Here is a 13,442-nt window from a genome sequence, read left to right as displayed (position 1 = left end):
CCGCGAAGGAGAGGGCGCTTTCGTTTCCAGGCTTTACTTCGCGTTGAGGAAATCGCCGACTTCGAGCAAGCTGAACTCGTTGTCGTCAGCCTTGTCCAGCGCGCGACCGGCCGAGAAGGGCAGGTTGTTGTCGTTGCCGACGATGATATGCGTGGCATCGACGCGGTCGACATTCTCGATCGTCACGAAGGGCATGTCGTAGATGCCGGCGATCGAGCCCGCCTTCTTTTTATTGTCGGGATCCTCGATCTTCAGCAGGTCGATATAGCCGATCTTGCGGGCGGCCTGGCCGACATTGGCGTCGTTGAACTCGATCTTGTAGATGCGCTTGAGCACGGCTGGCGGGGCGAAGCAATCCGGCTTCGGCTGCTTGACGTCGGCGCAGGCCTTGTCGGCGGTGCCGGCGCCGTTATCACGCTCGATGACCAGCGCGGTGGTCTCGTCCAGCATGTTGAAATCGCCGATGGCGGCGCCCTGCGGATCGAGCGGATAGAGCCAGCTGCGGCCGGTCCACGCCTTCGAGGCGACGTCGAACTCGATGATGCGGGTGGCGGTGCGGTCGCCGGCTTTTTCGGTCGAGCCGTCTTCGAGGTAGAGCGGGCCTTCGAGCAGGCCGTAGAGTTTCGCGCCGTCCTTGCTCATCGCCAGGCCTTCGAAGCCGCCGGAGCGCTTCAGGTTGAAGGCGGGAAGCTTTTGCGTCGGGTTGCCGGGAACGGTGATCGTCGGATTGTCCGGCGAGGTCACCGGTTTGCCGTCGACCAGCGTCGGGATCACGTCGGTGAGGCGGCCCTCGGTGTCGACCTTCAGCAGGTAGGGACCGAATTCCTCGCCGATCCAGAAGCCGTCGGCGACTGGCTGGATCGATTCGATGTCGAAATCGGCGCCGGTGAGATAACGTTTCTCCGCACCTTCCAGAACGATCGGGAAGGGAGCCTTCTTGTCGGGATCGGAGAGGAAGATGTGCTTGACGACCTCGGTCTTGCCGTTCTCCCAGTCGAATTTGACATTGTGCAGCATCAAGGCCGCATCCGGCGAATTCAGCTTCGTGCCGAAGCCGTTGTCGGAGAGCGTCCAGAAGCTGCCGTCATCCATGGTCTTGATGCCGGAGAAGCCCTGCATCGCCTGGCCGTCGAAGGGCAGGTTGATGTCAGTGACGCGCACGCCGTCCTTGCCCTCGACCGTGCCCAGCGCTTCAGTGCGTTTGCGGTCGGGCGTGGTGAACTTGCCGGCATGCTTGAGGAAATCGGGCGCATCGGCCGGTGCGGCGATGATGGAATTGGCCGGGATGATCACCTGGCCGACGAGTTTCGCCTTGAATTCGGTTTCGTCCGCGAAAGCCTGGCCTGCCAGCAGGCCGAGGGCGACGGATGTCAAAAGAAGGTTTTTCATCGTTTCACCTGTGCGATGGGGGATAACGACAAAAGCGGTTAAGCGGCGAAGATGTCTGGAGAATTACGCGGTGGTGAAGCTTTCGTGACGCGCGCTCACTCGGCCGGCCGGGCGAGAGGCAAGATATTGGAAGGTTGCGTCTGGCGCATGCTCGTCAGCGCCATGACGCCGAGCGGCTGGCCGCGGCCGCGCACCGCGTGGTCGCCGAGATATTCGGCCCTGATATCGTCGGGCAGGGTCATCCGTGTCGCCAGTTCCTGCGAGATCAGCACCGGATGTCCCAAGGTGCGGCACAGGCTTTCCAGTCGCGCCGTTGTGTTCACCGTATCGCCGAAATAGGCGATCTTATGGTGATCGACGCCGATCTCGGCGGTAATGATCTCGCCGCCATGCAGGGCGGCGCGCAAGCGCGGCATCTGCCCGAAAGTGCCGAGCCACAGGGCGGAGCGCTTCTCGATCTCGGCTATGATGTCGAAGACACAGCGCACGCAGCGGGCGTCGCGCAGGCCTCGCTTCAGCGGCCAGGTGATGATCACGGCGTCGCCGATATAATCGTCGATTGCGCCGTCATGGCGCCGCACCGGCTCGGCCAGCACGTTGAACAGCGTGCCGAGATATTGCTGGGTGCGCAGGTCGCCGTATTTTTCCGCAAACGAGGTTGAGCCGACGAGATCGATGAACAGGAAGACGCGCTCCTCGCGCACCGGCTTGCGGTAACGGCCGGTGAGCAGGCTCACGAAGATATCCCGGCCGAGAAGCTCTCGCACCCGCAGCACGAAGTTGATGCCGCTGCCGACCGCGAAACTGTAGACCACCACCTCCCACGGCAGAATCAGCGTCTTGATCCAAGGCTCGCGAATGATGCCTGCACTCTTCAGAAATGCGCCGGCTGCTGCGAAACCGATGAAGATCGTGACGTAATAGACGAGCAGCGACATGGCCAGATAGGCGGGCGTCGACAGGCCATGCAGCCAGTTGTAGAAGCGCGGAAAGATCATCCGCCGTTCCAGCGCGACCAGCGGCATGCAGATCGACAGGGAGAATATGGCGCCGATCAGCGGTCTTTCGCCATAGACGACGAGGCTGTAAAGCACCCCGCTCAGCGCCACGACCGTGAGCAGGACGAGCCACTGAACGATCGTCCCCCGTTTCAACATTCTGCAATCCCGTCCCGGTCAACTCTGGCGGCGCCCGTCACGCGCCATCGCGACGCATGTCTCACCCAATCCCGGCCAAGTTGCGGCATGCGGCCCAACGGCGGCGGAATGAATCAGAGCGTGACCGCTTCGACACGCTTTCCGACGAAGCGCAGGGCGACATTGCCGCGGATCAGTTCAAGCGCCGTTTCGCCGAACAGGTCGCGCCGCCAGCCGGAAAGCGCTGCGACATCGGCCTCCTCGCCGGCCATGGCGATCTTTTCCAGGTCGTCGGTGTTGGCGAGCACCTTGGCGGCGACGCCATGCTTCTCGGCGGTGAGTTTCAGAAGCACCTTCAGCAGTTCGGTGGCGGCAGCGGCCCCTTCCGGCACTGGAGCGTGGCGCGGCACCGCCGGCATGTCCGATTTCGGCAAGGCGAGCGCCGCGTTCACCGCTTCCAGCAGGGCGGCGCCGTTGGCCGAACGCTCCCAGCCCTTGGGCACGGTGCGCAAGCGCGACAGCGCCTCGCTATCCTTCGGTTGCTGCTGGGCGATCTCGTAGATCGTGTCGTCCTTGATGATTCGGGAGCGCGGCACGTTGCGGGCGCGCGCCTCGCGCTCGCGCCAGGCGGCGACGAATTTCAGCACGGCCAGTTCCTGCGGCTTCTTCAGCCGCATCTTCAGCCGCTGCCAGGCATCGTCCGGATGCAAGTCGTAGGTATGGGGCGCTTCGAGAATATCCATCTCCTCGCGCAGCCAGGAGGCGCGGCCCTCGCGTTCGAGCTGCGCCTTCAGCGCCAGGTAGACGTCACGCAGATGGGTGACGTCGGCCAGCGCATATTCCAGCTGCTTGTCGGAGAGCGGCCGGCGGCTCCAGTCGGTGAAGCGTGACGACTTGTCGATCTGCACGCCCTTCACCCGCTGCACGAGCTGGTCGTAGGAGACCGAATCGCCGAAGCCGCAAACCATGGCGGCCACCTGGGTATCGAAGATCGGATGCGGGATCAGCCCGCCGAGATGGTGGATGATTTCGATATCCTGCCGCGCGGCGTGGAATACCTTCAACACGGCCGGATTGGCCATCAGTTCGAAGAAGGGAGCGAGGTCGAGCCCCTTTGCCAGCGGATCGACCAAGACCTCGACCGTAGGACTCGCCATCTGGATAAGGCACAGCTCCGGCCAGAACGTCGTCTCGCGCAGGAATTCGGTATCGATGGTGATGAATTCGGATTTGGCGAGTTCGGCGCAGGCGGCGCGAAGGTCCGTTGTGTTGACGATCATCTCTATTCGTTCGTTGGGCAGGGAAAAGGTTAATCACCCTTCCTTCTCCTTTCGTGGCCGGATGTCAACGCAAAATCGGAGCCTCTTTCTGCGCTATGTTACCCGGAAATAGCCGGCCATGCCCGTCTTCTGGTGTTCGATGACATGGCAATGGAACACCCAGTCGCCGGGATTGTCGGCGACGAGAGCCAGTTTCACCTTCTCGTCGGGACGGATCAGATAGGTGTCGGTGACGAAGGGCTGCACCGGTCCAATGGAGGAGGAGACGACCGTGAAACTCATGCCGTGCAGATGGATGGGATGCAGGTGCGGCGTCGGATTGGCGAGGTTGAGGACATAGCTTTTGCCGAGCTTCATCTCCGCCAGCGGCGCGGTCGGATCGGGCGAGTCGCCCGACCACGGCGTCCTGTTGATCGCCCAGAACGTATAGCCGATATCGCCGCAGAAGCCGCTCGGCTTGCGGTTTTCGGCCGTGGCGCTGAGCGCCAGCGGTATTTCCTCCGCCGCCGAGAGGTCGGCTGCGGCCACTGGATTGGCGGCGAGCGGCCCGAGATCGCCGAACGCCCGCTTCAGCGACGCGCCGGTGGCGCGCAGGGTCAGGACGGTCTTCGGTGTCGAGCCACGAACGTCGATGAGCGTCGCGGCGGCCCCTTCCGTATCCGGCATGCGGACCGCCAGATCGAGCCGCTGGCCAGGGCCGATCATCAGCGTATCGAGCGCGAAACGCTGCGGCACCGGATTGCCGTCGATGGCGATCACCTGTGCCTCGGCCCCCTCCAGCTTGAATGTGAAAATGCGGGTGACATCGGTGACGACCAGGCGCAGGCGTGCGAGGCCGCCGGCCGGCGCATCGTATTGCGGCTCCCGTTGCCAGTTGACGGTGCGAAGCGTGCCGTAGGTGCCGCTCTTGGCGGCGTCGCGCGGCTTGAACTGCTCGATGAATTGGCCGTCGCCGCCCAGCCGCCAGTCGCGCAGGTTGACGGCGATCTCGGCATCAAAGGCGGGATCGTCGGGGTCCTCGACGATCAGCAGGCCGGTCATGCCGCGCCCCATCTGCTCCAGCGTATTGCAATGCGGGTGATACCAGAAGGTGCCGGCGTCCGGTGGCGCGAAGCGATAATCGAAGCTGTCGCCGGTATAGATATAGGGCTGGGTGAGAAAGGGTACGCCATCCATGGCATTGGGCACGCGCACCCCATGCCAGTGGATGGTGGTCGGCTCGTCCAGCGCATTCTTCAGTTGGGCGAAGAACGGCTGGCCCTTTTTCGCCCGCAGGATCGGCGGCATCCCGTCGCGCCCATAGGTCATGATGCCCTTGGTCGGAGCGGCTTCGGCCAGTTGCGCATCGGTGCGCAGCGCTTCGAGCATGATCGGCTGCGGGCTGGCGAAGGCCGGGAACCGCGAGGCGGCTGCAAGGCCGACGCTGTAAGCCCCGGCAAACAGGGCGGATGCCTTCAGAAGCGTGCGGCGGTCGATGGATGGCATGAGGGCGGGCTCCGGTGATCTCGCCTTCGGTTTTAAAGTTGAATATGGCGATCATCAATCCAGCGGCGGATGTCATCTTGCCGCATCTTACTTGCGGCGGTCGTCTTCCTCGGTCGGTGCCGCCAGCTTGTTGAAGAAGGTGGACGTGCGCAGCAGGTTGCGGAAACCCATGCGCCGCCGCTCGGTCGGCACGCCCTCGCGCACCGTCATGCGCTGCAGCGTATAGAGCACGAAGACGCTGAGCACGCAGGCCATGTAGATGAACAACGCATGCGGCCCGAAGATATCCAGCATGAAGGAGGCGAACAGCGGCCCGATGACCGCCCCGCACGACCAGAAGAACAATGTGCCGGCCGAGACCAGCGCATGCTGCCCCTCGGCGGCATGGTCGTTGGCATGGGCCGAACAGAGCGAATAGAGCGGCATGGCGAAGGCGCCGAACAGGAAGATGCCGATGAAATTCAGCCATTCGTTGGTGCCGGCGACCAGCACGATGAACAGGCCGGCGACCAGCGCGCCGCCGGTGGCGATCAGGATAATGAAGCGGCGGTCGAGCTTGTCGGAATAATGGCCGAGCGGATATTGCAGGACGACGCCGGCGAAGATGCCGACGCTCATGAAGGTGGCGATGGCGGTGATCGACATGCCGATGCCCTCGGCATAGATCGGCCCAAGCGAGCGGAACACGGAATTGGTCAGCCCCACCACCACGCAGCCGATGGTCGCCAGCGGCGAGATCTGCCACAGCGTGCGCACGTCGAAACGCACCGCTTCCGGCGCGCTCGGGCTGGAGCGGTCGGCGAACGAGATCGGCACCAGCGACAGCGTCAGCGCCATTGAAATGATGGCGAAGAGCTGGAAGCCGTCGATGCCGACGGTCGGGATCAGGTATTGCGTCAGCGTCACCGAGCCGAGATCGACGAAACGATAGACGGAGAGGGTGCGGGCGCGGGTGGCATTGGTGACGCGGGCGTTCAACCAGCTTTCCACCACCGCGAACAGGCCGGCGAAACAGATGCCCTGGATGAGACGCATGGCGAACCAGAAGGCCGGATGAATGAGCAGGACCATGGCGAGCGACGCCGCCGAGGCAATGGCCGCCAAGGCGGAAAAGGCGCGGATATGCCCGATCGACCGGATGATGCGGGTGATGTAGACGCAGCCGATGGCGAAGCCGAGATTGTAGCCGGTGCCGACGATGCCGATGACCGAGGGCGAAAACCCTTCGCTGAGCGCCCGCAGCGAGATGAAAGTGCCCTGCAGCCCGTTGCCGCCGATCAGGATGCCTGCGGTGACGAGGAGCGGAATCAGCGGTCGGATCTGGCTCATGGGGAAGTGCCTGTCTGGTGGGCACGCGACTCGAAAGGTAAGCCGCGCGAAGCACATGTTTTAGCCAAGCGTTGCTTGCATTGACAGCGTTAAACGTGCCGTCCGGCCGTCGAGTCTTGACAAAACCGGCAGGGCATGCGCTTTTCCGCCCGATTTTCATCGGCAGCTTGAAAGCCGCGTTTAGCCGTGTCTTCGCTGCCGCCTCACGAAGCCCAGGATATTGACCATGCATCGTTACCGCAGCCACACCTGTGCCGCTCTGACCAAGTCGGATGTCGGCTCGACCGTCCGCCTGTCCGGCTGGGTCCACCGTGTCCGCGACCACGGCGGCGTCCTCTTCGTCGACCTTCGCGACCATTACGGCATGACCCAGGTGGTCTGCGATCCCGACAGCCCGGCCTTCAAGACCGCCGAGACCGTGCGCGGCGAGTGGGTGATCCGCATCGACGGCGTGGTCAAGGCCCGCACCGAGGACACCGTCAACAAAACCATGCCGACCGGCGAGATCGAGCTGTATGCGCAGGAGATCGAGGTACTCTCGGCCGCCAGGGAATTGCCGCTGCCGGTGTTCGGCGAGCCGGAATATCCCGAAGACGTGCGCCTGAAGTACCGCTTCATCGACCTGCGCCGCGAGACGCTGCACAGGAACATCGTCAAGCGCACCCAGATCATCTCGGCCATGCGCCAGGGAATGGGCGCGGCCGGTTTTGCCGAATACACGACGCCGATCCTGACCGCCTCGTCGCCGGAAGGCGCGCGTGACTTCCTCGTGCCGTCCCGTATCCATCAGGGCAAGTTTTTCGCCCTGCCGCAGGCGCCGCAGCAGTATAAGCAGCTGCTGATGGTCGCCGGCTTCGACCGCTATTTCCAGATCGCGCCGTGCTTCCGTGACGAAGACCCGCGCGCCGACCGCCTGCCGGGCGAATTCTACCAGCTCGATGTCGAGATGAGCTTCGTCACCCAGGAAGACGTCTGGCAGACGATGGAACCGATGATGACGTCAGTCTTCGAGCAGTTTGCCGAAGGCAAGCCGGTCACCAAGGAATGGCCGCGCATCCCCTATGACGTCGCCATCCGCAAATACGGCTCCGACAAGCCGGACCTGCGCAACCCGATCGTCATGGAAGCTGTGACCGAGCATTTCGCCGGCTCCGGCTTCAAGGTGTTCGCCAACATGATCGCCTCGAACCCCAAGGTCGAAGTCTGGGCGATCCCGGCCAAGACCGGCGGCAGCCGCGCCTTCTGCGACCGCATGAACGCCTGGGCGCAGTCGCAAGGCCAGCCGGGCCTCGGCTATATCTTCTGGCGCAAGGAAGGCGAGAAGCTGGAGGGCGCAGGTCCCCTCGCCAAGAATATCGGCGAGGAGCGCACCGATGCGATCCGCACCCAGCTCGGCCTCGAAGACGGCGACGCCTGCTTCTTCGTCGCCGGCGATCCCGCCAAGTTCTACAAGTTCGCCGGCGAAGCCCGCACCCGCGCCGCCGAGGAACTGAACCTCGTGGACCGCGACCGCTTCGAAATGTGCTGGATCGTCGACTTCCCCTTCTACGAGTGGAACGAGGACGAGAAGAAGGTCGATTTCGCCCACAACCCCTTCTCGATGCCGCAGGGCGGCCTCGACGCGCTGAACGGTTCCGATCCGCTGTCGATCAAGGCCTATCAGTATGACGCGGTCTGCAACGGCTTCGAAATCGCCTCCGGCTCGATCCGTAACCAGTCGCCCGAGCTGATGGTCAAGGCCTTCGAACTGGTTGGCCTCAGCCAGGCAGACGTCGAGGAACGTTTCGGCGGCATGTACCGCGCCTTCCAGTACGGTGCTCCTCCGCATGGCGGCTGTGCGTTTGGCATCGACCGCGTGGTCATGCTCCTGGTCGGCGCCAAGAACCTGCGCGAGATCTCGCTGTTCCCGATGAACCAGCAGGCCCAGGATCTGCTGATGAACGCGCCTTCGGAAGCGACCCCGACGCAGCTTCGCGAACTGGCGCTGCGGGTGGTTCCGCAGAAGAAGGATTGATCGCGAGATCATCTTGGTGAGCATGAACGGCGGCCTCGGCCGCCGTTTTTCGTTCCGGGGATCGTTGATCGCAGCAAAAAGCCCGGCGGAACTGGTCCGCCGGGCTCGCATTTTGAAAGGTCTTGCCGGGCTCAGTCGGCGTCGTTGGCCGTGACGGTGACGCCCAGAACCTTCGGCAGGGTCTGCGGCGCGCCCATGGCGGCGCCGATGATCTGCGGGAAGGGCACGCCCTTTTCCGGCTCTGCCGAGATCGTCAGGTTCTTCGGATCGTCGAGATAGGTGTTGACGGCCTCGGTAATGGCGTTCTGCAGGTCGGGAATGTTGAGCTGCGCCACCATGATCGGCACCATGCCCTTCAGCGACTGGGCGAACTGGCGGCCCGACATGCCCTGCTCGGAGCCGACGTAATCCAGCACGCGCGAGGTGATCGAGGCGTCGTCGAAGCTGATCGAGGCGCTGTTGAAGGTGAGCTGCTGGGCAAGGCCCATCATGGCGAGGCCGGCAGCCTGCTGGGCGGCTTCCTTGTTCGGATTGGACTCCAGCGCCTTCATCTGCTCTTGCAGCGACTTCACCAGCTCCAGCGTATAGCCGGAGAGATTGAAGGCCAGCGACAGCGCGCCGACATCCTTGAAGTCGACGTTGATCGAATCGAGGTCGATGGTGCCGCTGGCGGTTTCCCAGCTGCCGGCCATGTGGATTTCGCCGTCGAGCGAGGTCAGCTTGATCTTTTCAAGCGTCTCCTTGGCCTTGGGATCCTCGACCTTGGAGAGATCGGCCTTAAGCCCGGTGGCGCCGAATTCGAATTCGAGGCCGGCATTGTCGTCCATCTTGCTCATCGAGAAGTCGGTCGAAGCCAGGGTCAGCACTTCCGCGCCGCCCTTGACGATCTTGGCCGGGCCGACATGGCCGGTCTCGTAGAAGATCATCGAATCGAGCGAAGGCTTGCTGACGTCGCCGGGAATGGAGATGTTGTTCAGCGCGATATCCGAGGCGGTGAGGGTGACCCCGTCATTGGTCATGTCGACATTGTTGAAGGCGGCCTTCTCGATCGTGTAACCGCCGCTGCCGTCTTCCTCCACGTTGTTCAGCACCACGTCGCCAATGGCGCCGCCTTCCGACGCGCCTTCCAATGGCTGGACCTTCACGCCCTTCAGCGTCACGGTCGAGCCGCTGACCTCGACCGAGGCGGGGGTCAGCTTGGCGCTTTGCAGGCCGGCATTGATCTTGGCGACGAGATCGTTGCCGTCGAGCGCGAAAGCATTGCCGCCGAAACCGAGCACAGTGGCTGCGGCCAGGGCATAGCGGAGGGAGCGGATATTCTTCATGACGGTTCCTTTTTTGTGAATCACTCGCCTCGGCGGGGCTGAGCGACGCGAAAATAGACGTGCTGCATTACTGTTTTATTCATCGGCTTCAGAAATATTTCAATATTTGCGACGAAACACCAAACGAATCGGTGTCAGGACGCATGTGCCACCGGCTTGCGGCTTAGTCGCGGCAAATCGCAACCGGCCGTGGAAAAATTGCCGAAAAGCCAAGGCTAAAGGCGCTATCCACAGGCGCTTCGCCGGGATTCCTTGCCGGGAATCGCGGTGTGGTCTAGTCAAGCCCTATGGGACAGGATATTTCGCCGCCGTCTGGCGGAGACGACAACATCGTACCGGTCGACCTCAAGGCGGCGCTGGAAGAGCGCTACCTTGCCTATGCGCTATCGACCATCATGCATCGCGCGCTGCCGGATGTGCGCGATGGGCTGAAGCCGGTGCATCGCCGCATCGTCTACGCCATGAGCGAGATGGGTCTGCGCCCCAACGCCGCTTTCCGCAAATGCGCCAAGATCGTCGGCGAGGTCATGGGTAACTACCATCCCCATGGCGACCAGGCGATCTATGACGCGCTGGCGCGCCTGGCGCAGGATTTCTCGCTGCGCTATCCGCTGGTCAACGGCCAGGGCAATTTCGGCAATATCGACGGCGACAGCCCCGCCGCCATGCGTTACACCGAATCGAAGATGACGGCGGTGGCCGAGCTTCTGCTCGAAGGCATCGGCGAGGATGCGGTCGATTTCCGCGAGACCTACGACGAATCCAATTCCGAGCCGGTCGTGCTGCCCGGCGCCTTCCCGAACCTGCTGGCCAACGGCGCCTCCGGCATCGCCGTCGGCATGGCAACGTCGATCCCGCCGCACAATGCCCATGAGCTATGCGATGCGGCGCTCAATCTCATCAAGCATCCGCAGGCGACGGTCGAGAAGCTGGTCGAGTTCATTCCCGGCCCCGACCTTCCGACCGGTGGCATCATCATCGACGACCACGCCACCATCGTCGAGGCCTACAAGACCGGCCGCGGCGGTTTTCGCGTGCGCGCCAAGTGGGAGATCGAGGATCTCGGCCGTGGCGGCTATCAGATCGTCATCACCGAAATTCCCTTCCAGGTGCAGAAATCGCGGCTGATCGAGAAGATCGCCGAACTGCTGATCGCCCGCAGGCTGCCGCTGCTCGAAGATATCCGCGACGAATCTGCCGAGGATATCCGCGTCGTGGTGGTGCCGAAGAACCGCACCGTCGATGCGACGCTGCTGATGGAATCGCTGTTCAAGCTGACCGAGCTGGAAAGCCGGCTGGCGCTCAACATGAACGTCCTGTCCATGGGCAAGGTGCCCAAGGTCATGGCGCTGAACGAGGTGCTGCTGGAATGGCTGGCGCATCGCAAGGACGTGCTGGTACGCCGCTCGCGCCATCGCCTGGCGGCCATAGACCGGCGGCTGGAAATCCTCGGCGGCCTGCTGATCGCCTATCTCAACCTCGACGAGGTGATCCGCATCATCCGCGAGGAGGACGAGCCGAAGCAGGTGATGATCGCCCGCTTCACGCTGACCGACGTGCAGGCAGAAGCCATCCTCAACATGCGGCTGCGCAATTTGCGCAAGCTCGAAGAATTCGAGATCCGTAAAGAACACGAGGATCTCACCAAGGAGAAGGCCGATATCGAGGCGCTGCTCGCCTCCGATGAGCGCCAGTGGCAGACCGTCGCGCGCGAAATCGGCGAGGTGAAGAAAAAATACGCCAAGGCGACCGAACTCGGCCGCCGCCGCACCCAGTTCTCGGAAGCGCCGGAGGCCGACGATGCGGCCATCCAGCAGGCGATGATCGAGAAGGAACCGGTCACCATCGTCATTTCCGAAAAGGGCTGGATCCGAGCGCTCAAGGGCCATATCGCCGACACCTCGGCGCTGAACTTCAAGGAAGGCGACGCCCTGCGGCTGGCCTTCCCGGCCCAGACCACCGACCGCCTGCTGCTGGTCACCACCGGCGGCAAGGCCTATACGCTCGGCGCCGACAAGCTGCCGGGCGGGCGCGGCCATGGCGAGCCGCTGCGCATCATGGTCGACATGGAAAACGACCAGGACGTGCTGACCGCCTTCGTCCACGACCCCGCCCGCAAGCTGCTGATCGCCTCGACTGCCGGCAACGGCTTCGTGGTGCCCGAGAGCGAAATGATCGCCAATACCCGCAAGGGCAAGCAGATCATGAACGTCACCATGCCGGATGAGGCCAAGCTCGTGGTGCCCGTCTCCGGCGATCATGTCGCCGTCGTCGGCGAAAATCGCAAGATGGTGGTCTTCCCGCTGGCGCAGGTGCCGGAAATGAGCCGTGGCAAGGGCGTACGCCTGCAAAAATTCAAGGATGGCGGCATTTCCGACATCCGCTGCTTCGCCATCGCCGACGGCCTGACCTGGGTCGACACCGCCGGCCGCAGCTTCATGAAGTCGAAGGACGAACTGATCGAATGGCTCGGCAACCGTGCGGATGCCGGACATACGCTGCCCAAGGGTTTTCCGCGTAGCGGCAAGTTCAGCGGATAACGAAAAGAGGGGCGGCCGGATCGGACGCCCCTTCTTCCTTCAGTATGCCGACTAGGAGCAGCCGGCGATCGCCTCGCGCGATTTCGCCCGCATCTGCCACAGCGAAAAGCCGATCAGCGCTCCGATCAGGATGGCGCCGCCGGTCAGCGTCTGCGCCGAGGGCACTTCGGAAAACACGAACCACACCCAGATCGGCGCCAGAATCGTTTCCAGCAGATAGAACATGCCGACTTCCGAAGCCGGCAGATAGCGCGGGCCTGTGGCCAGGCACCAAAAGGCCAGCGGCAGAACGATGGCGCCATCGAGGAAGATCCAGAACGGATTTTCGATGGCGATGCCCTGCGGATACAGCGCGATGAAGGCGCAGGCCGCCGGAATGATCGCGCCGATCAGCGGCACGAAGCCGATGTCGCGGCGCGCCGAACGGCCGATGGTGATCGCCGCGCCGATGCAGAAGGAGGCAGCCGCCGCCATCAGGTCGCCGGAAAGATGGCCGCTGGTCAACCCGCCCTGCACGATCAGGCCGACGCCGAAGATCATGATCGACATGGTGACCAGGGTCGCGATGCCCGGTCGTTCGCCGAGGAAAATCCAGGAGAGCAGGGCGGCGAACATCGGCGTGAAGGCGATGATGAACACCACGTTGGCAGTTGCGGTATGGAAGACGGCGGCGACGAACAGGCTGGAGGAAACGCCGTAGAACAGCCCGGCGGCAGCCGCGCGCCAGCCCGGCACCAGCGGAATCGATTTGCCCGAGGCGAGGCGCACCAATACCCAGATCAGCAGCGCGGTCAGCACCGTCAGCAGGCCGCGTAGCGCCAGCACCGACCAGGCATCGCCATTGCCGAGTCGCATCAGCGGCGCATCGACCGAGAGAACGATGCCGCCAAGAGCCGTCAGGGCCACGCCTTTGGCATGGCTGGAGGAAGATGCGTTTGTCATGG

9 protein-coding genes are annotated in these 13,442 nt (G+C 63.3%); 2 read left to right on the top strand and 7 right to left on the bottom strand.

From position 1 onward, the window contains the following. Positions 1–33: 33 nt before the first annotated feature. The 5 genes from P7F60_RS12585 to P7F60_RS12565 all read right to left on the bottom strand — a co-directional run bounded on the left by P7F60_RS12585 (position 34) and on the right by P7F60_RS12565 (position 6,619). Entirely contained in the window at positions 34–1,389 is a 1,356-nt protein-coding gene (locus P7F60_RS12585; protein ID WP_277918067.1) for an esterase-like activity of phytase family protein, read from the bottom strand. A gap of 95 nt (positions 1,390–1,484) precedes the next feature. Next, on the bottom strand, positions 1,485–2,546 hold the full coding sequence (locus P7F60_RS12580) for an adenylate/guanylate cyclase domain-containing protein (protein ID WP_277918066.1): 1,062 nt from the start codon (positions 2,544–2,546) through the stop codon (positions 1,485–1,487). Between the two features lie 113 nt (positions 2,547–2,659). After that, positions 2,660–3,805 carry a ribonuclease D gene (rnd, locus tag P7F60_RS12575; RefSeq protein WP_277918065.1) on the bottom strand — a complete coding sequence of 382 codons (1,146 nt, stop codon included), beginning with the start codon at positions 3,803–3,805 and terminating at the stop codon, positions 2,660–2,662. Between the two features lie 93 nt (positions 3,806–3,898). Then, on the bottom strand, positions 3,899–5,290 hold the full coding sequence (locus tag P7F60_RS12570; protein ID WP_277918064.1) for a multicopper oxidase family protein: 1,392 nt from the start codon (positions 5,288–5,290) through the stop codon (positions 3,899–3,901). Between the two features lie 87 nt (positions 5,291–5,377). Next, positions 5,378–6,619, bottom strand: coding sequence for an MFS transporter (locus tag P7F60_RS12565; RefSeq protein WP_277918063.1), 1,242 nt, complete (start codon positions 6,617–6,619; stop codon positions 5,378–5,380). Positions 6,620–6,845: 226 nt separating this feature from the next. Between P7F60_RS12565 and aspS the strand changes: the two genes are divergently transcribed. Next, the gene (gene aspS, locus P7F60_RS12560) at positions 6,846–8,633 is read left to right on the top strand and encodes an aspartate--tRNA ligase (protein ID WP_277918062.1); all 1,788 of its coding nucleotides are present in this window, start codon (positions 6,846–6,848) and stop codon (positions 8,631–8,633) included. A 131-nt stretch (positions 8,634–8,764) separates the two neighbouring features. Here aspS and P7F60_RS12555 read toward each other — a convergent pair whose 3' ends face one another. Next, entirely contained in the window at positions 8,765–9,958 is a 1,194-nt protein-coding gene (locus P7F60_RS12555) for a DUF945 family protein (RefSeq protein ID WP_277918061.1), read from the bottom strand. A 287-nt stretch (positions 9,959–10,245) separates the two neighbouring features. Between P7F60_RS12555 and parC the strand changes: the two genes are divergently transcribed. Further along, positions 10,246–12,498 (top strand): DNA topoisomerase IV subunit A, encoded by a 2,253-nt coding sequence (gene parC, locus P7F60_RS12550; RefSeq protein ID WP_277918060.1) that lies wholly within the window; start codon positions 10,246–10,248, stop codon positions 12,496–12,498. 51 nt (positions 12,499–12,549) lie between these two features. Here parC and P7F60_RS12545 read toward each other — a convergent pair whose 3' ends face one another. Continuing rightward, positions 12,550–13,440 (bottom strand): DMT family transporter, encoded by an 891-nt coding sequence (locus tag P7F60_RS12545; protein ID WP_277918059.1) that lies wholly within the window; start codon positions 13,438–13,440, stop codon positions 12,550–12,552. Positions 13,441–13,442 lie beyond the last annotated feature (2 nt).

The sequence above is a fragment of the Rhizobium sp. YJ-22 genome, from assembly GCF_029601685.1.
Lineage (GTDB): Bacteria > Pseudomonadota > Alphaproteobacteria > Rhizobiales > Rhizobiaceae > Metarhizobium.
Note: the sequence above shows the minus strand (reverse complement) of the source record. Positions and strands in the feature narration are given on the sequence as shown.